We start from the raw sequence: 22,388 nt of genomic DNA, 5'->3' as shown, positions 1-22,388 counted from the left end.
AACGCAGGGGGCCGCGAGTCTTTCAGGCGCCCGGCGAAGCCAGCCGAGCCGGGAATCCCCCCGTCGCCACCGGCCCCCACCTCTCCGGCGTCACCCGGATGATCGACTTCCCCTGCCGGACCATCGCCTCCCGGTACTCGTCCCAATCGGGGTGCTCCCCGGAGATGTTCCGGAAGTACTCCACCAACGGCTCGACGGACTCGGGTGAATCGATCACCTCGGCGACCCCGTCGACCTGAACCCAGGGCCCGTTCCACTCGTCGCTCAGCACCACGACACTCACCCGCTCGTCCCGCCGCGCGTTCCGCGTCTTGGCCCGTTCGGGATACGTGGACATGACGATCCGCCCCGAATCATCGACCCCACAGGTCAACGGCGAGGCTTGCGGCCCCCCATCGCCCCGCCGCGTCAGCAACAGCGCACGATGCCGTGGCCGGACGAACTCCAGCAGTTCCTCAAGGGACACCTGGGTATTGCTAGCGATGTTGGAAGCCATACCCCCACCTTAGAAGCCACCCTTCCCCAACCCCGGAAGCCACCCCTGCACGATCCCGGAAGCCCCCGCACCCTTAGGGGCGCGGGGAACTGCGCAAATCCCCCCACCGACCCGCAGCCACTGCCGGACCCGCACCCCCCACGGCCTTCCTTTAGGGGCGCGGGGAACTGCGCAAAACCACCCACCGACCCGCAGTCACCACCCCACCCGCACCCCCTCCCGGCCCCCCACCGAAGACCCCTCACACCCCACCCACCAACTCCCCTTGAACAGCCTGAACTTCCAGCTCCACCCGCAACGTCGTCCCGATCGCCGCGATCCCCGCGGCCACGACCTGGTTGTAGTTCATCGCGAAATCCTCCCGCCGCAACTCCCCGCCGGCCCGGAACGCGGCCCGAGTCCCACCCCAGGGGTCCGCCCCGGTCCCGAGATAGGCGAGGTCGAGATCGACGGCTCGCACGACCCCCCGCATGCTCAACTCCCCGTGCACGACCCACCGATCCTCCCCGGCGACACTCAACCCGCTGGAGCGATAGGTGATCTCGGGGTAGTTCTCGACATCGAGGAAGTCCGCCGACCGCAGATGCTCGTCCCGCAGAGCGTTCCCCGTATCGATGGACCCGGCCCGAATCACCGCCTCCACCCGCGACTTGGCCACATCATCGGCCGCGACCTCGATCGACGCGCTGAACTCGGTGAACCGCCCCCGCACACTGGAGATCCCGAGATGCTGGGCGACGGCCCCCACCCCGGAGTGCACGGGATCGACCGTCCACACCCCGGGCGGCGGCAACTCGGCCCCACCCTGCCGCGCGAGCGTCACGCTCCCCACCTCGGCCCGCCCACTCGCCGTCACCAACGCCGTCGACGCGACAGGCGCGTACCCCACGGCCGTGATGATGACGGTGTGCGCCCCGGGCGCGAGCGGCGTCCCGTCCCGGACGACCCCCTCGTCGTCGGCCTCGGCCCGCAGCACCTGCGTACCCGTCATATCGGTCACGGTCACGACCGCGTGGGACACCGCCCACCCGTCCTTCGTCCGAATCCTCGCGCTCAGCGCCATGTCACAACTCCTCGTGAAATAAGGGGGCCCGCGGCGGGGGATGGCTACCCCGCCACGGGCCCTCGCTCACCGCTCGTTCACTCGCCCGGGTGGTCGAGCTCGATGTCGTGCCCGTCGACCCCGCCCCCGGCGACCGACAGCCCGGCGGCGACCGGCGGATAGCCCGTCGCGATGACGGTGTACTCCCCGCTGTCGAGGTCGGAGAAGGCGTACGCCCCGTCCACCCCGGTCGTCGAGGTCCCGACGACGTTCCCGGCCGCGTCCACCAGCGTCACGCGCGCGTCGGCGAGCGGACCGTGCGGGGCGCGGACGACGCCCTGGAGGTGGGCGCCCGCGTCGAGGACGACCTCCGTACGGGTCACCCCCGCACCCCCGATCTCGACGGGCAGCGCCCGCGGCCGGAACCCGCTCGCGTTGACGGCGACGGTCACCGCACCCGGCACCAACTCCCCGAAGGAGAACTCGCCTTGCTCCCCGGTCGTCCCGGTGGCCAGCAGCTCCCCGCGCACATCGGTGACGACGACCATCGCGTCCTTCACCCCGTCCCCGCCCACGGCGGCGCGGACGACGCCGGCGAGCCCGCTGGTCCCGCTGAGCAGGATGTCGTACGCGACCGGCTCGCCGTTCACGACGACCGTGGACGCCTGCGGCTGGAACCCGTCGGCGGAGGCGATCAGGACGTACGACCCGGAGCCGGGCGCGTCGAGCCCGTAGGAACCGTCCGACTGGGCCACCGCGCGGCCGAGTTGACGCCCGGCGAGGGAGATGAGGGTGACGGCGGCGTGCGGGACGGGGGCGTTCTCGGCGCCTCGGACATGCCCGTGGACGGGGGTGCCGGGGGCGCTGGGGGTGTCGTCCGAGCCGCTGCCGAGAGAGGCAACGGGCGTCGCCTGTACGGCGGTTGCGCCGACGAGCGCGGGCACCCTCTCCTCGACCTCGGCCCACGACGGCGTCGTCACCGTCTCCGGCACCTCAACTGCCGTCGCCACGGGGGCAGTCGGCAGGACCGGAGCCTGCGTCTGCCCGGCGGCCTGCGCGATCGCCCCGGTCGTCCGCAGCGGCACCTCCTTGATGAACAGCGTCACGAAGAACGCGAGGAGGGCGATCGGGGCGACGTACAGGAAGATGTCGGCGATGCCGTGCCCGTACGCGCTCTCCAGCCAGTTGCGGACGGGGGCCGGCAGCGCGCCCATGTCGGGGATCGCGCCGGACCCGCTCGCCTTGGCGGCGGCGAGTTGCGACTGCGGGTCGAGGGAGGAGACCGTGTCCTTGGCGTAGTGCGCGATCCGCGTCGACATGACCGAGCCGAGCGCCGCGACGCCGACCGCGCCGCCGAGGGAGCGGAAGAAGGTGACGACGGAGCTGGCGGCGCCGAGTTCGTGCGGGGCGACCTGGTTCTGCGTGGAGAGGACCAGGTTCTGCATCATCATGCCGATGCCGAGGCCCATGACCGCCATGAACAGGGCGATCTTCCAGTAGTCGGTGTCGTACCGCATCGTCCCGAGCAGCCCGAGCCCGGCGGTCAGCAGCGCGCCGCCCGCGACGAGCCACGCCTTCCACCGGCCGGTCTTGGTGATGATCTGGCCGGAGACGGTCGAGGCGACGAAGAGGCCGGCGATCATCGGGATCGTCATCACCCCGGACATCGTCGGGGACTTGTCGCGGGCGAGCTGGAAGTACTGGCTGAAGAAGACCGTGCCGGAGAACATCGCGATGCCGACGAAGAGGGACGCGATCGAGGCGAGGGTGATGGTCCGGTTGCGGAACAGGTGCAGCGGGATGATCGGCTCGCTGGCCTTCGTCTCCGTGAACACGAACAGCCCGGCCAGCAGCAGGGACCCGCCGACCATCGTGTACGTCTGCCACGACAGCCAGTCGTACTTGTCGTCCGCGAAGGTGACCCAGACGAGCAGCAGGCTGACGGCGGCGGTGATGAAGAAGGCGCCGGTCCAGTCGACCTTCACCTTCCGCTTGGTCTCGGGCAGGTGCAGGGTCTTCTGGAGGACGACCAGCGCGATCAGCGCGAACGGCACGCCGACGTAGAGGCACCAGCGCCAGCCGAGCCAGCTCGTGTCGGTGATGACGCCGCCGATCAGCGGACCGCCGACGGTCGCTACCGCGAACGTCGCCCCGAGGTACCCGGAGTACCGGCCCCGCTCCCTCGGCGAGATCATCGCGGCCATGATGATCTGCGCGAGCGCCGTCAGCCCGCCCGCACCGAGCCCCTGCACGACGCGCGCGCCGATCAGCACACCGGAGTTGGGGGCGAGCCCGGCGACGACGGACCCGAGAATGTAGATGACCAGCCCTATCTGGACCAGCAACTTCTTGCTGACCAGGTCCGCGAGCTTCCCCCAGATCGGGGTGGACGCGGTCATCGCGAGCAGCGAGGCGGTGACGACCCACGTGTACGCGGACTGCCCTCCGCCGAGGTCCTTGATGATCTCGGGCAGCGCGTTCGACACGATCGTCGACGACAGGATCGCCGCGAACATCCCGAGCAACAGCCCGGACAGCGCTTCCAGGATCTGCCGGTGCGACATCGGCGCGTGCGCATGAGAGACGGGGCTCCCGCCCCCGTGCTTACCGCGCGCCCGCACACCGTCCGGTGTGATGGTAGCCATGGGGTTCCTTCTCTTAGGTGATCGTCGTGGGTGTACGGGTGAACTGCGGGGCCCCGGAGGGGGGCGGGGGTGGCGGCGGCTGGGGCGGCACGGGGCTGTCGACCGGTACGAGACTCTGGGGCCGTACGAGGGGGTCGGGCCGTGAGCCACGCTCACCCTGTTCGGCGCGTACGGCGTGCTGCGGCCTCCCCTGCCTGCACTCCCCGAACCCGTCCCGCAGCCGCGTCAACAGGAGGGTGAGCTGTTCGACGTCCGCCTCGGACCAGTCCCCGAGCCGTTCGGCGAGCAGCTCCACGCTCCGGCGTGACAACTCCGCGAGCTTCTGCCGCCCGGCCGGCGTGAGCCGCAGAATCCGGGACCGCTTGTCCGCGGGGTCGGCGGCGCGCTCGATCCACCCGTGCTCGACGAGGTGCGCGACGTGCCGGCTGCTGACCGACATGTCCACGGCGAGCAGCTCCGCGAGATGCGTCATCCGCATCTCCCCGTACCGCCCGAGCAGCCCCAGCACCGTCGCGGAACCCCCAGGGCAGTCCGGCGGCAGAATCCGCTCCAGATCCCTCTTCACCGACCCGATGGCACCGAGCTGACGAGCCAACTCCTCGAACTGCCCCTGCCCAGCCACCACTCCACCTCCCGCAACAATTGCCTGAAGCAACCATAAAACCACTTGGTTGCCACAGGCAAACAAAACGACCCCCCATGCCCCCCAAAACTTGGCAAAGACAAGCATCACAAAAGTAAACCCCTCATCCCCCCACCCACCGATCCCCACCCACGAACCCACACCCCCGCGACCTTCCCAGTGCCGAGGGGCCGCCACATGGAACCCACCCATACCCCCACGGCCTTCTTTCTTTAGGGGCGCGGGGAACTGCGCAAAACCCCCACCGACCCGCACCCACCCCCCACCCGCACCCCCCTCCCGGCCCCCCGCCGGAGGCCCCGGCTTGGGTCCCCACCCCCCTCTTCGCTAATCTCTCGACGCATGGCTAACAACCAGAACCCGCAGGGCAATTACGACCCCGCCGGCAGCACCCAGATGTTCCGCGCGTTCGTCGACGAGGGCGCCCCCCAGGCATCCTCCCCGGCCGCCACCCCCAACACCCCCTCCGGCCCCCGCACCGGCCTGATCATCGGCATCGTCGCGGTCGCCGCGATCATCGCCGCGGTGGCCTGGCTGGCCTTCAAGTAGCCCGGGCCGGGACCACACCGCGCCCACCACACAACAGGCCCACACCGCCCATCACTTGACGAGGCGGGTGGGCCTGATTCGCCCTGCCCCCAACCACGGCGCTGCCCTCTCCGCCCGCGAGAGCAGCCCCGTGTCAAGCCGAGTGCTTGTACATCGCCCCGAGGTAATGCCGATCACGGTGCGGTACATGATCGCCCTGTCCCGGCAGGAAGAAGACCGAACAGACGCCGACGGGCTGGTAGGTGACGATGCTCGACTGCCCGCCAAAGGTCAGGCCGTCGTTGACCGCATGCCGACACCCCGCCTCGTCCAGGGCCGCGATCAGCTCCTCACGGAGAACGGTGGAGCCGAACGACTCGGAATCGGGCAGGACGACCGCCGGAAGCCTCACGGTCGAACCGGGCCGGAGACGGATGGAGATCCCGCTGACGGCCCGCCGGGTGATCGCCAACTCCAGCCCGCCCCAGGCATACGGGTAGCCGTCGATATCGAACCCCTTCAAAATGTGGGCGGGGTGTGGATGCCCCGGGCCGATGATGCTCTCAGCCTCATCCAGGCTCATCCCACACTCCAGGGGCCCGAGCCGACCGGTCCGTGAGAAGCCGACAAGTACGTCCATCAAGGTCACACCGCCGACTGTCGCATCACCCCGAGCCACCCCGCACCCTGATATCAACGCGACACCGCCCGCGACACTATGACCGTGGACGCGAATGACGAGACACGCGATCAACAGTTGCCGCCGAAGCCGGTCCTGCCGGACATGCTTGCCGCACGCGGTCGCGGGCCGGCCGACATCGTCGAGGCCCACTGGCAGTCCCTACGACTCAGCTGGCAGTGGCGACAAGCGGTACACGAGATCCGCTCGCCCGAACGCCCCTACCCGGACATAGTCCCGCTTCTGGACGCCGCCGCCGCTCAACCACGACTCCGCCGCCTGTACCCGTTCACCAGCCACTTCGCCCTCCTCTTCAGCAGCTCCACCAGCTACCCCTGGACCGTGCGGGCCGGACCGATCGAGCCCCTGCGCAACGGACGGTTCAGGGTCTACCGACGCACCCTTTTCACCGTGATCGACGAAGTCGAGACCGCCGAAGCGGCCATCGCCGTACTCCTCGAACTCCTGCCCACGGACCCCGAGCCCATCATCACGGCCTCAGCGGACGAGCCCATATGACACCGCGCGGCCCTACTCCACAGCTGACGGCAACATCCCACACCAGCCCCCCACCCGAACCGCCCGCCCCCAACCCGCACCACGTCTTTCCAGGGGCGCGGGGAACTGCGCGACCAGCCCCCCACCACCCGCACCCGCCCCACCTCCGCATCGAACCCCACCCCCGTACCGCCCCTAGACCGACCCCGCCCGATCCCCGCAACCCCCCACCCCGGACCGGGCGTCGGCCATCCCCCCCACAACCCCTACTTCTGAATCCACACCTTCTGTTCCACAGACACCTGATCCACCTCGGACACCCGAACAGTGACCCGCATGGTCCACTCCCCGGCGATAGGAAGGCTGACGGAGTCAGCGGCCCAGTACCCGCCGCGATTGACCAGTTTCGTCGCCAGCGGCCCGATGTCCTGGCTGTCGAGGCTGAAGGAGATACGGAGTTCGGGGACGGTGGCGAAACCCCCGTCGGCGGCGTAGACGACCGCTTCGAGGGAGTTGGGCCCAACCCGCCCGGGATTGAGGGTGATCTGGACGGTGCCCTGGGCCTTCGTGCCGGGAACGGCGACGCTGAAGGGAACCCGGGAGACGGAGGTCGTGAGGATGCCGACCTCCGAGCTGGAGGAGGTCGCCGCCTCCGCCTCGGCCCGCCCCGGCAGGGTCCCCGTGAGGACGGTCGTGATGACGAGGACGACGACGGAGACGATGACCTCAAGCAGGACGGACCGCCGCAACGCCCGCCGCTGCGCGTCCTCCGCGGGGGTCAACTCCTCAGGATCAAGACGGGACTTGAGCGGCGCGGGGGAGTCCGGCACCTCAGGTATGTCCGAGGAGGAGCCGGCCGAGTCCGGCCCAGCCGCGTCCGGCACGTCCGATTCCCTCGAACCCCCCTCCGCCGTCTCCTTCTCCACGACCCCGACAGACCCCACAGCCCCGGCAGACCCCCCGGCCCCCCCACTCCCCCCGGAGACCCCCACCGTCTCCACAACCCGCTCCCGCACCTCAAGTGCAGAACTCACCGCACCACTTCCCCTCGTGTCACTCTCGCTCTCGGCCACCTTCAACCGCCTCACGACCCCCCGCGACCACGCCCCCACCGCCAGCAGCATCACCACGGCCACCAGCTTCGCGAGCAGGATGCGGCCGTAGGCGGAGCCGGTGAGCGCGGAGAGCGAACCAAGACCTCGCCAGGACTGGTACACACCCGTCACGACGAGGACGACGACACAGGTCGCGGCGGTACGGGAGAAGGCAATGATCACCCGCGCGGGCACCGGAACAGAACTCCGGTTCAGCACGGAGAACAGGGAGGTGAGACCCCCCAACCATACGGCCATGGACAGGAGATGAAGGACCGTGGAGGTCATCGCGACCGGCACCTGGATACCCGCGGAGGCGTGCTCGGCGGCGGCCCAGGTCAGCGCGAGACCGACGATGGTGACGGCCCCCGCCGCGAGCGTGACCTTCTTGGACCACCACTTCTGCCACATGAGCAGCGCGAGGACGCCGAGGAGCAGCAGGCGGGCCACCAGCGCCAGCCCCGGGCGCGTGGTCATCGTCCGCGACAGCGAGGACGGATCGAAGATCTCGGAGAGGCCCGTGCCGGTCTCGTAGGGCCCGCGCAGCAGGAGGAGGAAGACGGACGTCCCCGCCAGCGTCCACCCGCCGACCTTCAGCGGACGGCGCAGCGCGCGCGTGTCCGGCGGACGGCAGACGGCGATGAAGACGGCCGTGCCGATGAGGAGCGCGGCGGCGACGTACGCGGCGTAACGGGTCAGCGTGTAGACGCTGTTGGTGGTCGGGTTCTCCGTCGGGCCCGCCGAGAGCGGCGCCAGAGTCGGGGACGGCTTGCCGATGGAGAACGTGAAGGCGCCGGAGACGGGGTGGCTGTCGGCGGAGACGACGCGCCAGGCGACGGTGAACGTACCGGTCCCCGCGTCCTTCGGCATCGAGACCCGCACGGCGTCCGAACGGCCGGGCACATGGCTCGCCTTGCCCGTCTTCACCCGTCGGTTGTCGGGGTTCAGGACGCGGATCGAGTCGTCCAGGAGGCCCACCGACTCGGTGAATCTGAGGGTGACCTCGGCAGGGACGGTCGGGACGACGCTCCCGTCGGCCGGGCCGGTGCCCGCCAGCGCCGCGTGCGCCGACGCCGTCCCCGCGCCGCCGAAGAGCAGCAGCACCAGCAGCGCGCCCACCAGCACCGCACCGCGTCGCAACGCCGACCGGCGTATCTCACCCACGTCGTTCACTCCGCCTCCGTACGGCCCCCTGCGTCCATATCTCCCTGTACGTACGGCTCCGGTCCCACCTCCGCTCACCGCTTGCCCCACCGGCAACCTCCCCTTACCGCCCGCACAACTCCTCGATACGCTCCGCTTGTGATTTGTAACGCTCCGTGAGCGGGCCGAGTTCCCCGTGCTCGTACTCCTCATAGGTGAATCCCGGGGACATCGTGCAGCCGAACAGCGTCCACCCGCCGACCGGTCGCGCACCCATCCAGGTGCGGGCGGGGACGGTGAGCTGGACGGCCTGTCCGGTGAGGACGTCCGGGCCGAGGACGGCCGTACGGGAGGTGCCGCCCTCGGCGAGGAGGAGCATCTCCAGGGGCGCGCCGAGGTAGTGGTGCCAGGTCTCGTCGTGGGGGAGGCGGTGGAGGGCGGAGAACTCGTCGGCCCGCAGGAGGGCGACGATCGCCGTGCCGGAGGGGCGGCCGTCCGGGGTCGGCGGGCCGGTCCAGGTCCGGTGGAAGAGGCCGCCCTCGCGCGGGATCGGTTGCAGAGAGTAGTGGGAGATGAGGTCTTCCGGAGTCACCCGGGGAAGGCTACCTCCCGGGTCAGGAACGCCAGTCGGGCCTTCTTCTCGGGCAGACGCACGTCCGGGAGGTCGATCTCCGGGAGGGTGACGACCGGCCCCGCCGTGAATCCCTGGCGCAGGAACCGGGCGATCGCCTTCTCGTTGCGCGGGTCCGGATCGACGACGACCCGCCGGTGCCCGAGCCCGAGGAACACGTACGCCGCGTACGCCCCCAGCAGCGCCGACGACCACCCCGGCCGCCGCTCGCCCGGCGCCAGCAGGACGTGCACGCCCGCGTCCCCCTCCTCGACGTCGTAGCACTCGGAGACCCGGTCCGCCGCCGGGTCGTACAGCTGGAGGAGGGCCACCGGGACGCCCTCCAGCTCGGCCAGGAAGGCGTGATGGGTGTCCAGGGTCGCCATGTGGGCGTAGATCTCGGTGACTTGGGACTCGGTGAGGCCGTTCATCCCCCAGAACGCGGCGCGTTCGGCCCCGACCCAGGCGTGGACCGTACGGGCGTCGCCCTCGGGGTCGAGGGGGCGGATACGGACGGTGCCGAAGCCGGGGACGGGCTGTTCATGGACGTACATCGTGCTGCCGCTCCTTGTGCAGAAGGTTCCAGTCGGTGGTCACGGGGACCAGATCTCCCCTGAGCCACAAGGGGAGTTGAGCGCCGTCAGGGACGATCCAGCGGCTGCGCTCCCGGTCGGCCACGTCCCACACGTACCGTGCCGCCGGTCCCCGCGCCGCGCGGTCCGTGACCCCGGGGACCGCCGAGGTGCACAGCACGCAGTCGTGGTCCCCGGACAGCTCCGGCGGCTCGTCCGTGTCGTCCGGCAGCGCCCGCCAGCGGGTCAGCCGGTGCGTGTCCCCCCACCTCGCGACGGGCCGTCCGGCGACGTCCTCCAGGGCTTCGCGGACGACGGACTCCCGGTCGATCCCGTACAACTTCTCGGCGCGCAGCAGGTGTTCGAGGGCGAAGCCGATCCGGGGTGTGAGGGCGAGCCAGGGGAGGAGGACGTCCGGGTAGGCGGGCGGCGTGGCGAGGGCGGCGAACTCCGGGTGGGCGGCGAGCCGCCGGACGACCTCGCCGCGCAGGGCCGCGTACGCCGCCGCCTCCGTGCTCGCGGCGTCCATCCGCCGGTCCCAGCTCAGGAGACGGTCCCGCAGCCTCTCGGCGGCCGGGGTGAGGTCCGTCAGCGCCGAGACCAGGTCCAACAGGGGTGTGGCCGAGGCCAGTTGGGTGTCCGTGTGGATCGTCCCGAGGTCCTCCGGGGTCCAGCGGGGGCGTTCCTGGAGGAGGTGGCGGATACGGTCCGCCCGGTGCGGGGGCGCGAACTCCACGCCCAACTCGGCTGCGGGGCCGCGCTGGTTGGCCATCACCGCGATGCCGTCGGTCAGTCCGGCGCGGGGCATGTCGTGCCAGCCGGTCCAGTCGTGGCCGGGTTCCCAGGCCGGGACCAGCCGGGTGCGGTTGGCCTCCGCGCGGACCGGGACGCGGCCGGCGACCCGGTGCAGGGTGCCTCCGGCGGTGTCGGCCGCCTGGACGACGTTCACCGGCTCGCACCAGTCGTCCAACGCGGCGTCCACGTCCCCCACTTCGCGCGCCCGGAGCAGCTTGAGCAGCGCGCCGAACCCCAACTCGCCGGTGACACGCGGCGGATACCGCAGGCTCACCGCCAACGGCGTCCCGTCGTCCAGCCCTTCGGGTCCCCCGGCGACGACCGGCCCCCGGGGTGTCTCCAACACCTCGACCTCGACGGGGAGTTCGCCCGCGACCTCGATCAGCTCCGTGTGCCGGGAGATCCGCCGCCACACCCCGTCCGGGTCCAGCGCCTCCACCCCGGCGCCGGTCCGTCGCAGCTTCTCCCGGTACAGGTCCTGGTAGTCGGCCATCGCGTTGGTGATCGCCCACGCGACCGTCCCCGTGTGCCCGAAGTGCGCGATCCCGGGGACACCGGGGACGGCGAGCCCGACGACGTCGTACTCCTCGCACGCGAGCCGGATCTGCTGATAGATACCGGGGTCCTCGATGAACCGGTGCGGATCGCCCGCGATCAGCGCGCCCCCGTCGACGCTCCGATCCCCGTCCAGCAGCCACCCGTTGCTCCCCGAGCTCCCCGGACCGTCCGTCGCGAACAACCCGACCGCCTCCGGCCCGAGTTGCCGCACCGCCTCCTCCCTCCAGAGCTTGGCGGGGAACCCGGCGAACAGGATGTGCACGGAGAGCCAGACCGCGAGGGGGGTCCAGGGCGACCAGGCGCCGGGGACGAGACCGGTGCGGGCGAACTCGGGGGCGAGGCAAGGGGGTTCACCGGACAGCCCCACCCCGCCTCCGGCATCCGCTCCACCCTCGGCCTCGCCCGAAACCCCCACCCCGCCCCGAACATCCGCCCCGCCCCTGGCACCCCCTCCGCCCCCGGCGCCCCCCGAAGTCCCCACCCCCAACCCCTCGTTCACCCCCGCCACATAAGCCCGCACCCACCCCGCCGCCTCCGGCTCCCCCTCCTCCAACCGCTCGAAGCATCTTCGCGCCGTGTCCACCAGCCGTACCCGCCGCGCGAACACGTCCCACGACAGCGCGTCCGCCCCCAGGAACCCCGCCGACGTCCCCTGCGCGCGATGGCGTTCGACCTCCAGCTGCCACGCCCGGTCGCGGGCCGTGACAAGGCCCTGGGCGTGGGCGAGGGCGAGCGGGGTGGTGGCGCGGAGGTGGGGGACGCCCCAGGCGTCGCGGTAGATCTCGGTGGTCATTCTGGGCACTCCCCGGTTTTTAGGTTAGCCTTGCCTAACTTGGTCGTGAAGGAAGCGTACGTGAGGGGTGGAGAGGTCATGGCGCAGGGGCGAGGATGGGAGGGCGCGGTCCTCAAACTCATGCGAGCCAAGGACTTCACGCTCACCGTCACGGCGAAGGAGCAGGTCAGCGAGGGGTACCTCCGACTCCGGCTGACGGACGGCGGACTCCTCGCGGCGAACCCCGTGCACCCGACCATGTGGGTACGGCTCTGGTTCCAGAACGCCGGCCGCCCCCACCAGCGCGCCTACACGCTGGTCGATCCCGACCCCGAGAACGGGACGTTCGCCCTGGAGTTCGCGCTCCACGAAGGCGCCGCCAGCGACTGGGCGCGCGGCGCGGCGCCGGGGGACACCATCGAGGCGACCGTCCAGGGCACCGGCTTCGAGAGCCCCGTCCCCGCCCCCACGCACGTCCTCGCGATCGGCGACCCCGCGTCGCTGCCCGCCATCAACTCCCTGCTGGACGCGCTCGGTCCGCTCCCCTCGACGGTGTGGTTCGAGGGCGGCGCCCCGGAGTTGCCGTTCCGCCACGGCGTACGGCACGTCCCGCGCGGCGAGTTGGTCGACCGTGTCCGGGCCGAACTCCCCGACGTCCTCGCGGCGACGCCCGCCCCGTACGTCTGGATCGCCTGCGACACGAAGACGACCCGGACGCTGGCGTCGTACGTCCGCAAGGACCTCGGCGTCGCCCGGGACCGGCTGCACGCGCTGGGGTACTGGCGCGCGGGCTGACCCCTTCGGCGGGATCATCGGGGCATGGACGTCACCCTGCACCTCGCCCAGGACCCCGAGGCCGACGAACTCCTCGGACGCTCCGCCCTCGCCGCGCTGATCGGCATGCTGCTGGACCAGCAGGTGCCGATGGAGTGGGCCTTCAAAGGCCCCCGGACGATCGCGGACCGCCTCGGGACCGAGGACCTCGACGCGCGGGAGATCGCCGAGGCGGACCCCGAGCGGTTCGCCGCCCTCCTCTCCGAGAAGCCTGCGGTGCATCGCTACCCCGGGTCCATGGCCAAGCGCGTCCAGCAGCTCTGCCAGTACCTCGTCGAACACCACGACGGCGACGCGGAGAAGGTGTGGGCCGGGGTCGGCAGCGGGGCCGAACTGCTGAAGCGCCTTGAGGCCCTCCCCGGGTTCGGAAAGCAGAAGGCGCAGATTTTCCTGGCGCTGCTGGGTAAGCAGTTGGGGGTCCGGCCGAAGGGGTGGCGGGAGGCTGCGGGGAGTTATGGAGAGGCCAAGGTTTACCGGTCGGTGGCGGATATCACGGGGGAGGACTCCTTGGCCAAGGTTCGGGCATATAAACAGGAGAAGAAGAAAGCCGCCAAGGGGTAGCGTTCACGCAAAGAGAAAAGCGCTCCGCCCTGCTTCTTGTGCGCTGCTCCGAACGGGTTGATTCCGTTCCCCCGATGACTTTTCCCCCGCGCGCCGTGGGCATGTCCGTTGTGTGAGTAGTACACGACTTCTTTCGCGCGGCCGGGTCTGGCTGCGGGCTCTGGTTGTGGTGCTCGCGTTGCTGGTGCCGGGAGAGGCGTGCACGGTCCCGTGCGTGGCGATGGCCGTCGAGAGCGTCGAGTACGACGTCGTCGACAGCGGACTCAGGCCGTCGGCGGCGCCGGTCGAGCGCGCCGTGACGGTGCTGCGGCCGGCGGCGCTCCCGGGCGGCCCGGCGGAGGTGCCGGAGTGGGTGCCCGCGAAGGCCCCGGAGATTCGCGTCCCCCATGGCCTTTCCGCTCTGCGATGTGTGGTTCTGCGGTGCTGACGAGGGCGTCGTGAAACGGCCCCATCCGCAGAATTCACGCAGAGCGAGGAAACACCTTCATGCCCACAGACCCTTATGCGGTACTGCGCGCTTTGCTGCGCGCGGAGGCCCGGCGTACGGCGCCGGAGGCCACGGAGTCGGTGATCCGGGAGAAGCGGACGGAGAGCGAGAAGCGGGCCCAGTCGCAGGCTGAGCAGAGCCGCTGAATTCGAGGGGCGGGCCGCTCGGGAATCCCGGGCCGGCCCGCCCCTTTTAAGCGCCGCCTTTTCAGCGCCGCCTTTTCGCCGTGCCGAAGAGCGAACGCGTGATCTCCCGGCCCAGTTGCGTACCGATCGAGCGGGCCAGCGATTTGAACATGCCGCTCCCGACGACCTGCTCCACCATCGACGGAGCTTCCTTCTCCTCCCGGCGCCGACCCCCCTCCGGCACCGACTCGGACTTCGGCTCCGGACGCCCCTGGAGTTTCTCGTACGCCGATTCTCTGTCCACAGCCTGTGCATAACGTTCGTGGAGCGGAGAAGCGGCGACCGCCCGGTCGAGAACGCCCGCGTCGATCGGCCCCATCAACGACTCCGGCGCCCGCAGCCGCGTCGCCGCGACCGGAGTCGGCGCCCCTTTCTCGCTGAGGACGGTGACGACCGCCTCTCCCGTTCCCAGTGACGTGAGGAGTTCCTCAAGGTCGTACGCGGAATTCGGGAACGTCTTGACCGTCGCCTTCAGCGCTTTCTGGTCGTCCGGCGTGAAGGCGCGCAGTGCGTGCTGGACGCGGTTGCCGAGCTGGGCGAGGACGTCGGAGGGGACGTCCTTCGGGGTCTGGGTGACGAAGAAGACGCCGACGCCCTTGGAGCGGATGAGGCGGACGGTCTGGGTGATGGAGTCGAGGAACGCTTTCGAGGCGCCGTTGAAGAGGAGGTGCGCCTCGTCGAAGAAGAAGACGAGTTTCGGTTTCTCGGCGTCACCGATCTCGGGGAGGTCGTGGAAGAGATCGGCCAGCAGCCACATCAGGAATGTGGAGAAAAGTTGGGGTTTGTCCTGGACCGCCGGGAGTTCGAGGACGGAGACGATCCCCCGGCCGTCCGGGGAGGCCCGGAGGAAATCGGCCGTGTCGAATTCGGGTTCGCCGAAGAAGTCCGACATGCCCTGCGCCTCGAAAGCCGTCAGGGAACGCAGGATCACGCCCGCGGTGGCCGTGGAGAGGCCGCCGATGCCCGTGAGTTCCGCCTTTCCCTCCTCCGAGGTGAGGAAGGCGACGACCGCGCGGAGGTCCTTGAGGTCGAGGAGTTCGAGGCCCTTCGTGTCGGCGTAGTGGAAGATCAGGCCGAGGGACTGCTCCTGGGTGGGGTTCAGCTGGAGCACCTTGGCGAGCAGGACCGGGCCGAAGCTGGTGACCGTCGCGCGGACGGGGATGCCGTGGCCGATGCCGCCGAGGGCGTAGAACTCCGCGGGGAATCCGGCGGGGGTCCATTTCTGGCCTACTTCCGCGGCCCTGGCCTGTACTTTCTCCCCCGCCTCACCCGGCGCCGAAATACCGGAGAGGTCGCCCTTCACATCCGCGAGGAAGACCGGGACGCCCTGCGCCGAGAGCTGCTCGGCGATCAGCTGGAGCGTCTTCGTCTTGCCCGTCCCGGTCGCGCCGGCGACCAGGCCATGGCGGTTGAGCACGGGCAGCGGGATGCGGACGGCCGCGTCCGGGTGGGCCGTGCCGTCCCAGAGAAGGGCGCCCAGGTCGAGCGCCTGGCCCGAGAAGGCGTAACCGGCCGCGATCTCCGTGACCGCGTCCGGGGTCGGTTCGCTCGTACCCATCGACTGCCCCTCGTTCCCGGTTTGCCTCGTTACATGACGTTATTTGCAGCGTCGCACTCCGCCGCCGTGGCTGCGCCCGGAAGGTCTGGGCCGGTAGGCTTTCCGTGTGATCTTCAAGCGCATCGGAAACGGCCGGCCGTACCCCGACCACGGCCGGGAGAGCACCCGGCAGTGGGCGGACGTCGCACCGCGCCCGGTCCGCCTCGATCAGCTCGTGACGACGAAGCAGCAGCTCGATCTGGAGACGTTGCTCGCCGAGGACTCGACGTTCTACGGCGACCTCTTCGCGCATGTCGTGAAGTGGCAGGGCGATCTGTATCTGGAGGACGGGCTGCACCGGGCGGTACGGGCGGCGTTGCAGCAGCGCCAGGTGCTGCACGCGCGCGTCCTCGAACTCGATCAGTGACGCCGTTGCCCCTTTCGGGTGCAATCCGCGTGACCGCGCGGTGTCGGATGATCGTTTATTAGTCACGGGCCCGTCGGAGCACTACGCTGCGCCCATGAGCATGCTGACTCCCCCCGGCATGGGCGGCAAGTACCGCATCACAGGCGACAAGTACCCGCGTATGCGGCCATCTCGGCGGCGTGGGCGGCTCGTTGTGGTCGTCGTCGCCTGCGGAGCCGTTCTCGGGGTCGCCGGGTGGGGGACTCTGCAACTCGTCGACGTCTTCACGGGCGGGGGCGGGACGGCTTCCGCCGCGTCCGCCGGGGAGTGCGCGCCGAAGAAGGCCGGTCCCAGCGCGCCGGCGGTCGTCCTTCCGCAGCCCGCGCAGATCACCGTCAACGTCTTCAACGCGACGACCCGCAGCGGGCTCGCCAAGACGACCGCGGACGAGCTGAAGAAGCGCGGGTTCAAGGTGGGGCAGGTCGGGAACGCGCCGGCCCAGTTCGACAAGAAGGTGCCCGGAGCCGGGGTGTTGGTGGGGGTACCCGCCGCGTCCGGTACGTCCCTGTCGGTCGTCGGGGTCCAACTGCCCGGCGCCGAGCGCAAGATGGACGCCGCGCGCAAGGACGCGTCCGTGGACCTGATCATCGGGAACGCGTTCAAGAGCCTGGCCGCGCCGGCTGACGTGACCAAGGCCCTTGCCGCGTTGAGTGCGCCGAAGACGGCGACAGAGGTGACGAAGAAGGGCTGCTGAGGCCCGGGAGTCCGTCGTAGAGGACTTACTCGGCCGCGCCGTACAGACGGTCCCCCGCGTCACCCAGCCCCGGCACGATGTACCCGTGCTCGTTCAGGTGGTCGTCCACCGCCGCCGTCACGACCGTGACCGGCGTCCCCGCCAGCTCGCGTTCCATGACCTCGACGCCCTCGGGGGCGGCCAGCAGGACGACCGCCGTGACGTCGTCCGCGCCGCGCCGGATCAGTTCGCGGATCGCGGCGACCAGGGTGCCGCCGGTGGCCAGCATGGGGTCGAGGACGTAGACCTGGCGGCCGGAGAGGTCCTCCGGCATGCGGGTGGCGTACGTGGACGCCTCCAGGGTCTCCTCGTTGCGGATCATGCCGAGGAAGCCGACCTCGGCGGTGGGCAGGAGGCGGACCATGCCGTCGAGCATGCCGAGACCGGCGCGCAGGATCGGGACGACGAGGGGCCGCGGGTACGACAGCTTCACGCCGGTCGTCTCGGTGACCGGGGTGACGATGTCGACCTGTTCGGTGCGTACGTCCCGGGTCGCCTCGTAGGCGAGGAGGGTGACCAGCTCGTCGGCGAGGCGGCGGAAGGTCGCGGAGTCCGTGCGCTGGTCGCGCAGCGTGGTGAGCTTGTGGGCGACCAGAGGGTGGTCGACGACGTGGAGACGCATACCCCCAGATTAACCGGGGCGACACCCCGTTCGCTCTGGCGTCGGACCCCCGAACAGAGGGACAGTGGTCATGACCGACTTGAACCGGGGTGGTGTGAACTGTGCCGGACAACCCGGAACGCGAAGAAACGGCCACCGAGAGCCCGGCCGACCGCCGCAGGCGCCGCGCCCGCTTCCTGCGCGAGCTCGCCGAGGCCCGTGAGCTGCGCGACCGCGTCCAGCCGCGCCGCGCGAAGGCGGCCCGCCTGCGGCACGCGATGCGCATGCGGACGTTCCGCTGGTGACCGGCCGCAACCCCCTGAGGTGAAGATCACCGCTGTCTCACCGTCCTCAAGCCCCGCCCGTGCGTGGGCCGATGGCAAAGCCGCGTACGATCCGCAGGTGGCAGGAGCGAGTGTGCTGGTGGGTCGCGGACATCCGCGATCAAAATGCCGGACACAGGGTGCCGAAGACGTCCCCTGGAGCGCTGGTTTCTGCCACGATTCCGAGTGGGTGGGGCTCGGAGCCAGCGCTCTCGACCCACCCGAAGACCTCCGCCGGGGGGACCCCCAACCGGCACACCTTTGACCATCTGGGAGAGTCACGGTGTACTTCGCCGCACTGCTCGCGCGCACCGAAGACGGGTGGGAAGCGAGCGACACAGAGCTCGACGACGTGGAAACACTGTCGGATCTGGCCGACCTGGCCCGCGAGTCGTCCGTCGAGGACGACACGGTCCTCGTCCTCATCGAGCAGGAGGACGCCTGGTTCAGCGTCGTCCGCGTCGACGGTGAGGACGACCCGCGCGTCTACGTCTCGGACGCCGCGGTGGCCTCCCGCAGCTCGTACGGCGAGCTGCTGCTCGCCGACCTGCTCGCCAAGGATTCCGACGACGACGACCTGGACGCCCTCGATCTGGACGGCACCGAGGACGGCGAGGAGGACGAGGAGGACGACCCGTCCGCCGAGGCCGTCCCGCACGGCCCCGTGGGCGACCCCCGCCTCCTCGACGACCTCGGCATCTCCGAGAAGCAGCTGAAGACCTTCGACAGCGACGCCCTCACGGAGATCGCGGAGGCCCTCGGCGCGACGGAGATGCTGGAAGCCGTCCGCTGACCCCCGACCCCGTACGCGACCCCTGGCAGCCCGCGATGCGGCTCGCCCTCGCCGAGGCGGAGCGAGCCGGTCCGGACGTCCCCGTCGGCGCCGTCGTCCTGGCTCCGGACGGTACGACGGTGCTGGCGGCGGCGCACAACGAGCGGGAGGCGTCGGGCGATCCGACCGCCCACGCGGAGGTGCTGGCGCTGCGCCGGGCCGCCGCCGCGCTGGGCGAGTGGCGGCTCGTCGACTGCACGCTCGTCGTCACCCTCGAACCGTGCGTGATGTGCGCCGGCGCGCTCGTGCAGTCCCGGGTCGACCGGGTGGTGTACGGCGCGCGGGACGAGAAGGCGGGGGCCGTCGGTTCGGTCTGGGACCTCGTCCGCGACCGGCGCCTCAACCACCGTCCCGAGGTCATCGGTGAGGTGCTCTCCGATGCCTGCGCGACCCTCCTGACCAGCTTCTTCCGTGGTTCCTGAGGCGGGTGCGGATACGGATTTCCGGGCAGCCGGACCTGTGCTGTAAGGTCTCTCTCGGTAGCGTGTCCGAGCGGCCGAAGGAGCTCGCCTCGAAAGCGAGTGTGGCGCAAGTCACCGAGGGTTCAAATCCCTCCGCTACCGCTCACGAATGAAGGGCCTCGCCGATTGCGGCGGGGCCCTTCGAGTTTGTGCACACGCGGTCAACTCGTAGGCAGCCAACTCGTGGGCAGTCAATACGATGAAATGCTCGGCGCGAAAGCTACACTCACGCCCGGCAACAGGGGGCTCAAGTCGCAGGGGAGGCGCGGTGGCGGTGAACGCCAAGAAGATCGCCGTCTACGTGCTCGTCGTGTTCGTGCTGTACGTGATCATCACGGACCCGGCCCGGGCGGCCGACTACGTCCAGCTAGGGTTCGAGGGCATATCCAACGCGGCGAAGGCGGTCGGCGACTTCTTCACCTGGCTCGCCGACGGGGCCAAGTAGCCGCCCCGCACCCGTAGGAGCGCCCGATGTTCCGCCACCTGGTCCTCTTCAAGCTCAACGAAGGCGTCAAGCCGGACGACGCCCGGGTCGAGGCCGGGGAGGCCGCGTTCGCCGCGCTCGCCGGCCGGATCGACGACGTGAAGTTCTGGGAGCAGGGCTGGAACGTCTCCGACCGGCCCATCGCGTACGACTTCGCGATCAACTCGGCGTTCGAGGACGCGGAGGCGCTGAAGCGGTACGTCGAGCACCCCGAGCACCAAGCGGCGGCGGCGCTGTGGCGTGAGTTCGCGACCTGGATCGTGGCGGACTACGCGTTCTGAACGCCAACTCTCCCTGATCATCCCTCAACACGGCGTAATGCGGTGCTTGCACACAGTGGTGATGTCTTGTGATGCTATGACCGCTTTTGACGGATGAACGACGGATGAAGAGGTGGCGTTGACCGTGTCGGCCAGTACTGCGCCACCCCAACAGGTTGAGGAAACGGTTCCGGAGCTCTCGGAGAGGCAGCGCCGGGGCGCGGACACCCGGGCCCTGACGACCGTCCTCTTCGGTCAGCTCAAGGGCCTCATGCCGGGTACGCCGGAGCACCGCCGGGTGCGTACGGCGCTCATCGAGGCGAACCTCCCGCTCGTGCGCTACGCCGCCGCGCGGTTTCGCTCCCGCAACGAACCGATGGAGGACGTCGTCCAGGTCGGGACGATCGGTCTGATCAACGCGATCGACCGCTTCGACCCCGACCGGGGCGTCCAGTTCCCGACGTTCGCGATGCCGACCGTCGTCGGCGAGATCAAGCGCTACTTCCGCGACAACGTCCGCACGGTCCACGTCCCGCGCCGGCTGCACGAGCTGTGGGTGCAGGTCAACGGCGCGACGGAGGATCTGACGACGGCGTTCGGCCGGACCCCCACGACCGCCGAGATCGCCGAGCGGCTGCGGATCGGCGAGGACGAGGTGCTGTCCTGCATCGAGGCGGGCCGCTCGTACCACGCGACGTCCCTGGAGGCCGCCCAGGAGGGCGACGGGCTGCCGGGGCTGCTGGACAGGATCGGGTACGAGGACCCCGCGCTGGACGGCGTCGAGCACCGCGACCTGGTCCGCCACCTGCTTGTGCAGCTGCCGGAGCGCGAGCAGCGCATCTTGCTGCTGCGGTACTACAGCAACCTGACCCAGTCGCAGATCAGCGCGGAGCTGGGGGTCTCGCAGATGCACGTGTCGCGGCTGCTGGCGCGTTCGTTCCAGCGGCTGCGCTCCGCGAACCGCATCGAGGCGTAGGCCGGCGGCGTAGGCCAGTGGTGTTTTTTCGCCGGGTCCGGCGGGAATCGTAAGCAGGATCGATACGTCACCGGCGCGGGCGAATCGGCTCAACGGCTCTTTTGGGGCCGTTTCGGGCTGAGACCTCGTCATACCCCTTCTGTGCAGGGCTGTTTCGTTAGTCACATGTCGACATGTCACTACAGCGTGTTGCCGACATGTGACATTCTGCCGGAAGCGCGTTTGCCGGGGCTCAGGCTCCGGTATTCAGGTGAAGGCTGGCGTTCCGTCCGGAGCGTCCGCCGCGACCGTCCCGCGACCCAAAGGGGGTGGCATGTCCGTAGACCAGGGCAGCTCGAAGGTGCTCACGCTCACGAAGAGCGAGTCCGCGCCTGTCGTGCCCGCCGAGCCGGACCCGCTCGACGACGTCACGGCCGACGTCCCGGCAGCGCTCAACACCGGGCCGTCACCGGCGCTTCCCGCCCCCACGGAGGCCATCGACACCCGCACCCTGTCCCGCTCCCTGTTCCTGCGGCTCGCCGCACTCGACGAGGACAGCCCCGAGCGTCCGTACGTCCGGGACACGCTCATCGAGCTCAACCTCCCGCTCGTGCGGTACGCGGCGGCGCGCTTCCGCTCGCGCAACGAGCCGATGGAGGACATCGTCCAGGTCGGCACGATCGGGCTGATCAAGGCGATCGACCGCTTCGACTGCGAGCGCGGGGTCGAGTTCCCAACGTTCGCCATGCCGACCGTCGTCGGTGAGATCAAGCGGTTCTTCCGCGACACGTCCTGGTCCGTCCGGGTGCCCCGGCGCCTCCAGGAGCTGCGTCTCGCCCTCACCAAGGCCAGCGACGAACTCTCCCAGCGGCTCGACCGCTCGCCCACGGTTCCCGAACTCGCCGCCGTCCTCGGGGTGTCCGAGGAGGACGTCGTCGACGGGCTCGCCGTCGGCAACGCGTACACGGCGTCCTCGCTGGACTCCCCGGCGCCCGAGGACGACGGCGGCGAAGGGTCGTTGGCGGATCGGCTCGGGTACGAGGACACGGCCCTTGAGGGCGTCGAGTACCGGGAGTCCCTGAAGCCGCTTCTCGCGAAGCTGCCGCCTCGTGAGCGGCGGATCATCATGCTTCGCTTCTTCGCGAACATGACGCAGTCGCAGATCGGGGAAGAGGTCGGGATCTCGCAGATGCACGTCTCTCGTCTGCTCACGCGGACGTTGGCGCAGTTGCGGGACGGTCTGATCTCCGACTGAGGTATTGGGTAGGGCAGTTGGCCGCCGAGGGGTTCTTCGGCGGCCTTGCTGTTTTTGCTGTGCTTACAGGGGGAGGGTGTGGACGACCGCTGCGGCGAGGCTGAGGACGCTCGTGGTGGTGAGGAGGACGGTCCACAGGGTGAACTTGGGGGTGGGGGCCGGGGGTTGGGGGAGTCGTGGGGGTGGGGTCACGTAGGTCGGGAGGGCCTCGGTGATCTGGTGGGGCTGGGGTCGGATCACGGGCGGTGGGCCTCGGTGTGGTGGCGGCGGAGGAGGACGTTGGCGTCGGTGGCGGCGCTGTAGTCGTGGTTCTTGGCGGCGGCGCGGCGGAGGGTGGCG

The 22,388-nt window shown here is 70.1% G+C and carries 27 protein-coding genes and 1 tRNA gene; 16 read left to right on the top strand and 12 right to left on the bottom strand.

The genetic code is table 11. From position 1 onward, the window contains the following. Nucleotides 1-22: 22 nt before the first annotated feature. The 4 genes from ABZX85_RS38620 to ABZX85_RS38605 all read right to left on the bottom strand — a co-directional run bounded on the left by ABZX85_RS38620 (nucleotide 23) and on the right by ABZX85_RS38605 (nucleotide 4,805). Nucleotides 23-496 (bottom strand): PPOX class F420-dependent oxidoreductase, encoded by a 474-nt coding sequence (locus tag ABZX85_RS38620; protein ID WP_355879860.1) that lies wholly within the window; start codon nucleotides 494-496, stop codon nucleotides 23-25. A gap of 241 nt (nucleotides 497-737) precedes the next feature. Then, entirely contained in the window at nucleotides 738-1,559 is an 822-nt protein-coding gene (locus tag ABZX85_RS38615; protein WP_355879857.1) for a YceI family protein, read from the bottom strand. 77 nt (nucleotides 1,560-1,636) lie between these two features. Further along, nucleotides 1,637-4,183 carry an MFS transporter gene (locus ABZX85_RS38610; protein WP_355879854.1) on the bottom strand — a complete coding sequence of 849 codons (2,547 nt, stop codon included), beginning with the start codon at nucleotides 4,181-4,183 and terminating at the stop codon, nucleotides 1,637-1,639. Nucleotides 4,184-4,196: 13 nt separating this feature from the next. Next, complete coding sequence (locus tag ABZX85_RS38605; RefSeq protein ID WP_355879852.1) at nucleotides 4,197-4,805, bottom strand: MarR family transcriptional regulator; 609 nt, start codon at nucleotides 4,803-4,805, stop codon at nucleotides 4,197-4,199. Nucleotides 4,806-5,168: 363 nt separating this feature from the next. On the opposite strand from ABZX85_RS38605, the gene ABZX85_RS38600 reads away from it, so the two are divergent. Then, the gene (locus tag ABZX85_RS38600; protein WP_355879849.1) at nucleotides 5,169-5,375 is read left to right on the top strand and encodes a hypothetical protein; all 207 of its coding nucleotides are present in this window, start codon (nucleotides 5,169-5,171) and stop codon (nucleotides 5,373-5,375) included. Nucleotides 5,376-5,508: 133 nt separating this feature from the next. On the opposite strand, the gene ABZX85_RS38595 is transcribed toward ABZX85_RS38600, so the two are convergent. Further along, a complete protein-coding gene (locus ABZX85_RS38595; RefSeq protein WP_355879846.1) occupies nucleotides 5,509-5,937 on the bottom strand; it encodes a hypothetical protein in 429 nt (142 codons plus the stop codon). Between the two features lie 141 nt (nucleotides 5,938-6,078). On the opposite strand from ABZX85_RS38595, the gene ABZX85_RS38590 reads away from it, so the two are divergent. Beyond that, nucleotides 6,079-6,552 carry a DUF6193 family natural product biosynthesis protein gene (locus ABZX85_RS38590; protein WP_355879843.1) on the top strand — a complete coding sequence of 158 codons (474 nt, stop codon included), beginning with the start codon at nucleotides 6,079-6,081 and terminating at the stop codon, nucleotides 6,550-6,552. A gap of 245 nt (nucleotides 6,553-6,797) precedes the next feature. Here ABZX85_RS38590 and ABZX85_RS38585 read toward each other — a convergent pair whose 3' ends face one another. The 4 genes from ABZX85_RS38585 to ABZX85_RS38570 form a co-directional block, all read right to left on the bottom strand. After that, nucleotides 6,798-8,798, bottom strand: coding sequence for a copper resistance protein CopC (locus ABZX85_RS38585; RefSeq protein ID WP_355879840.1), 2,001 nt, complete (start codon nucleotides 8,796-8,798; stop codon nucleotides 6,798-6,800). Between the two features lie 94 nt (nucleotides 8,799-8,892). Continuing rightward, a complete protein-coding gene (locus tag ABZX85_RS38580; protein ID WP_355879837.1) occupies nucleotides 8,893-9,360 on the bottom strand; it encodes a cupin domain-containing protein in 468 nt (155 codons plus the stop codon). Then, nucleotides 9,357-9,932: a GNAT family N-acetyltransferase gene (locus ABZX85_RS38575; protein ID WP_355879834.1), complete on the bottom strand. Its 576-nt coding sequence runs from the start codon at nucleotides 9,930-9,932 to the stop codon at nucleotides 9,357-9,359. The genes ABZX85_RS38580 and ABZX85_RS38575 overlap by 4 nt, the downstream gene beginning before the upstream one ends. Next, complete coding sequence (locus tag ABZX85_RS38570) at nucleotides 9,919-12,096, bottom strand: penicillin acylase family protein (RefSeq protein ID WP_355879831.1); 2,178 nt, start codon at nucleotides 12,094-12,096, stop codon at nucleotides 9,919-9,921. The genes ABZX85_RS38575 and ABZX85_RS38570 overlap by 14 nt, the downstream gene beginning before the upstream one ends. Before the next feature lie 78 nt (nucleotides 12,097-12,174). Here ABZX85_RS38570 and ABZX85_RS38565 point away from each other — a divergent pair, with 78 nt between their 5' ends. From ABZX85_RS38565 to ABZX85_RS38550, 4 genes are all read left to right on the top strand, one after another. After that, nucleotides 12,175-12,870, top strand: coding sequence for a siderophore-interacting protein (locus tag ABZX85_RS38565; protein WP_355879828.1), 696 nt, complete (start codon nucleotides 12,175-12,177; stop codon nucleotides 12,868-12,870). A gap of 24 nt (nucleotides 12,871-12,894) precedes the next feature. Continuing rightward, nucleotides 12,895-13,470 carry an HhH-GPD-type base excision DNA repair protein gene (locus tag ABZX85_RS38560; protein ID WP_355879825.1) on the top strand — a complete coding sequence of 192 codons (576 nt, stop codon included), beginning with the start codon at nucleotides 12,895-12,897 and terminating at the stop codon, nucleotides 13,468-13,470. A gap of 112 nt (nucleotides 13,471-13,582) precedes the next feature. Then, complete coding sequence (locus ABZX85_RS38555) at nucleotides 13,583-13,897, top strand: hypothetical protein (protein WP_355879822.1); 315 nt, start codon at nucleotides 13,583-13,585, stop codon at nucleotides 13,895-13,897. 59 nt (nucleotides 13,898-13,956) lie between these two features. Next, nucleotides 13,957-14,103, top strand: a complete 147-nt coding sequence (locus ABZX85_RS38550; protein ID WP_355879820.1) for a hypothetical protein — start codon at nucleotides 13,957-13,959, stop codon at nucleotides 14,101-14,103. Nucleotides 14,104-14,164: 61 nt separating this feature from the next. Here ABZX85_RS38550 and ABZX85_RS38545 read toward each other — a convergent pair whose 3' ends face one another. After that, on the bottom strand, nucleotides 14,165-15,700 hold the full coding sequence (locus tag ABZX85_RS38545; protein WP_355879817.1) for a helicase HerA-like domain-containing protein: 1,536 nt from the start codon (nucleotides 15,698-15,700) through the stop codon (nucleotides 14,165-14,167). Nucleotides 15,701-15,806: 106 nt separating this feature from the next. Here ABZX85_RS38545 and ABZX85_RS38540 point away from each other — a divergent pair, with 106 nt between their 5' ends. Then, the gene (locus ABZX85_RS38540; RefSeq protein ID WP_319734721.1) at nucleotides 15,807-16,106 is read left to right on the top strand and encodes a type II toxin-antitoxin system VapB family antitoxin; all 300 of its coding nucleotides are present in this window, start codon (nucleotides 15,807-15,809) and stop codon (nucleotides 16,104-16,106) included. A gap of 118 nt (nucleotides 16,107-16,224) precedes the next feature. Further along, nucleotides 16,225-16,839, top strand: a complete 615-nt coding sequence (locus ABZX85_RS38535; RefSeq protein ID WP_355880164.1) for a LytR C-terminal domain-containing protein — start codon at nucleotides 16,225-16,227, stop codon at nucleotides 16,837-16,839. 25 nt (nucleotides 16,840-16,864) lie between these two features. Here ABZX85_RS38535 and upp read toward each other — a convergent pair whose 3' ends face one another. Beyond that, entirely contained in the window at nucleotides 16,865-17,500 is a 636-nt protein-coding gene (gene upp, locus ABZX85_RS38530; protein ID WP_355879814.1) for a uracil phosphoribosyltransferase, read from the bottom strand. Between the two features lie 101 nt (nucleotides 17,501-17,601). Here upp and ABZX85_RS38525 point away from each other — a divergent pair, with 101 nt between their 5' ends. From ABZX85_RS38525 to ABZX85_RS38490, 8 genes are all read left to right on the top strand, one after another. Beyond that, nucleotides 17,602-17,784 (top strand): hypothetical protein, encoded by a 183-nt coding sequence (locus ABZX85_RS38525; RefSeq protein ID WP_355879811.1) that lies wholly within the window; start codon nucleotides 17,602-17,604, stop codon nucleotides 17,782-17,784. Nucleotides 17,785-18,085: 301 nt separating this feature from the next. Continuing rightward, nucleotides 18,086-18,595 carry a hypothetical protein gene (locus ABZX85_RS38520; RefSeq protein WP_355879808.1) on the top strand — a complete coding sequence of 170 codons (510 nt, stop codon included), beginning with the start codon at nucleotides 18,086-18,088 and terminating at the stop codon, nucleotides 18,593-18,595. A 35-nt stretch (nucleotides 18,596-18,630) separates the two neighbouring features. Continuing rightward, on the top strand, nucleotides 18,631-19,056 hold the full coding sequence (tadA, locus tag ABZX85_RS38515; protein WP_355879805.1) for a tRNA adenosine(34) deaminase TadA: 426 nt from the start codon (nucleotides 18,631-18,633) through the stop codon (nucleotides 19,054-19,056). 56 nt (nucleotides 19,057-19,112) lie between these two features. Beyond that, nucleotides 19,113-19,197 (top strand) — tRNA-Ser (locus ABZX85_RS38510). Between the two features lie 166 nt (nucleotides 19,198-19,363). Continuing rightward, nucleotides 19,364-19,540, top strand: coding sequence for a hypothetical protein (locus tag ABZX85_RS38505; protein WP_355879802.1), 177 nt, complete (start codon nucleotides 19,364-19,366; stop codon nucleotides 19,538-19,540). A gap of 26 nt (nucleotides 19,541-19,566) precedes the next feature. After that, nucleotides 19,567-19,860: a Dabb family protein gene (locus ABZX85_RS38500; protein WP_355879800.1), complete on the top strand. Its 294-nt coding sequence runs from the start codon at nucleotides 19,567-19,569 to the stop codon at nucleotides 19,858-19,860. A 112-nt stretch (nucleotides 19,861-19,972) separates the two neighbouring features. Next, nucleotides 19,973-20,815: an RNA polymerase sigma factor SigF gene (locus tag ABZX85_RS38495; RefSeq protein WP_355879797.1), complete on the top strand. Its 843-nt coding sequence runs from the start codon at nucleotides 19,973-19,975 to the stop codon at nucleotides 20,813-20,815. Between the two features lie 313 nt (nucleotides 20,816-21,128). After that, nucleotides 21,129-22,049 carry an RNA polymerase sigma factor SigF gene (locus tag ABZX85_RS38490; protein WP_355879794.1) on the top strand — a complete coding sequence of 307 codons (921 nt, stop codon included), beginning with the start codon at nucleotides 21,129-21,131 and terminating at the stop codon, nucleotides 22,047-22,049. Between the two features lie 63 nt (nucleotides 22,050-22,112). On the opposite strand, the gene ABZX85_RS38485 is transcribed toward ABZX85_RS38490, so the two are convergent. After that, the gene (locus tag ABZX85_RS38485) at nucleotides 22,113-22,289 is read right to left on the bottom strand and encodes a hypothetical protein (protein ID WP_355879791.1); all 177 of its coding nucleotides are present in this window, start codon (nucleotides 22,287-22,289) and stop codon (nucleotides 22,113-22,115) included. Nucleotides 22,290-22,388: the final 99 nt, after the last annotated feature.

The sequence above is a fragment of the Streptomyces sp. NPDC004539 genome, from assembly GCF_040610055.1.
In the GTDB taxonomy this organism is placed as follows: domain Bacteria; phylum Actinomycetota; class Actinomycetes; order Streptomycetales; family Streptomycetaceae; genus Streptomyces.
The sequence above is the reverse complement of the archived record's forward strand: the minus strand, read 5'-3'. Positions and strand labels throughout refer to the sequence as shown.

Coding starts and splice junctions, on each gene's coding strand:
- ABZX85_RS38535 (WP_355880164.1), top strand. CDS start 16,225: ATGGGCGGCAAGTACCGCATCACAGGCGACAAGTACCCGCGTATGCGG.
- upp (WP_355879814.1), bottom strand. CDS start 17,500: ATGCGTCTCCACGTCGTCGACCACCCTCTGGTCGCCCACAAGCTCACC.
- ABZX85_RS38545 (WP_355879817.1), bottom strand. CDS start 15,700: ATGGGTACGAGCGAACCGACCCCGGACGCGGTCACGGAGATCGCGGCC.
- ABZX85_RS38570 (WP_355879831.1), bottom strand. CDS start 12,096: ATGACCACCGAGATCTACCGCGACGCCTGGGGCGTCCCCCACCTCCGC.
- ABZX85_RS38610 (WP_355879854.1), bottom strand. CDS start 4,183: ATGGCTACCATCACACCGGACGGTGTGCGGGCGCGCGGTAAGCACGGG.
- ABZX85_RS38490 (WP_355879794.1), top strand. CDS start 21,129: ATGTCCGTAGACCAGGGCAGCTCGAAGGTGCTCACGCTCACGAAGAGC.
- tadA (WP_355879805.1), top strand. CDS start 18,631: ATGCGGCTCGCCCTCGCCGAGGCGGAGCGAGCCGGTCCGGACGTCCCC.
- ABZX85_RS38500 (WP_355879800.1), top strand. CDS start 19,567: ATGTTCCGCCACCTGGTCCTCTTCAAGCTCAACGAAGGCGTCAAGCCG.
- ABZX85_RS38575 (WP_355879834.1), bottom strand. CDS start 9,932: ATGTACGTCCATGAACAGCCCGTCCCCGGCTTCGGCACCGTCCGTATC.
- ABZX85_RS38595 (WP_355879846.1), bottom strand. CDS start 5,937: ATGAGCCTGGATGAGGCTGAGAGCATCATCGGCCCGGGGCATCCACAC.
- ABZX85_RS38550 (WP_355879820.1), top strand. CDS start 13,957: ATGCCCACAGACCCTTATGCGGTACTGCGCGCTTTGCTGCGCGCGGAG.
- ABZX85_RS38615 (WP_355879857.1), bottom strand. CDS start 1,559: ATGGCGCTGAGCGCGAGGATTCGGACGAAGGACGGGTGGGCGGTGTCC.
- ABZX85_RS38565 (WP_355879828.1), top strand. CDS start 12,175: ATGGCGCAGGGGCGAGGATGGGAGGGCGCGGTCCTCAAACTCATGCGA.
- ABZX85_RS38560 (WP_355879825.1), top strand. CDS start 12,895: ATGGACGTCACCCTGCACCTCGCCCAGGACCCCGAGGCCGACGAACTC.
- ABZX85_RS38600 (WP_355879849.1), top strand. CDS start 5,169: ATGGCTAACAACCAGAACCCGCAGGGCAATTACGACCCCGCCGGCAGC.
- ABZX85_RS38620 (WP_355879860.1), bottom strand. CDS start 496: ATGGCTTCCAACATCGCTAGCAATACCCAGGTGTCCCTTGAGGAACTG.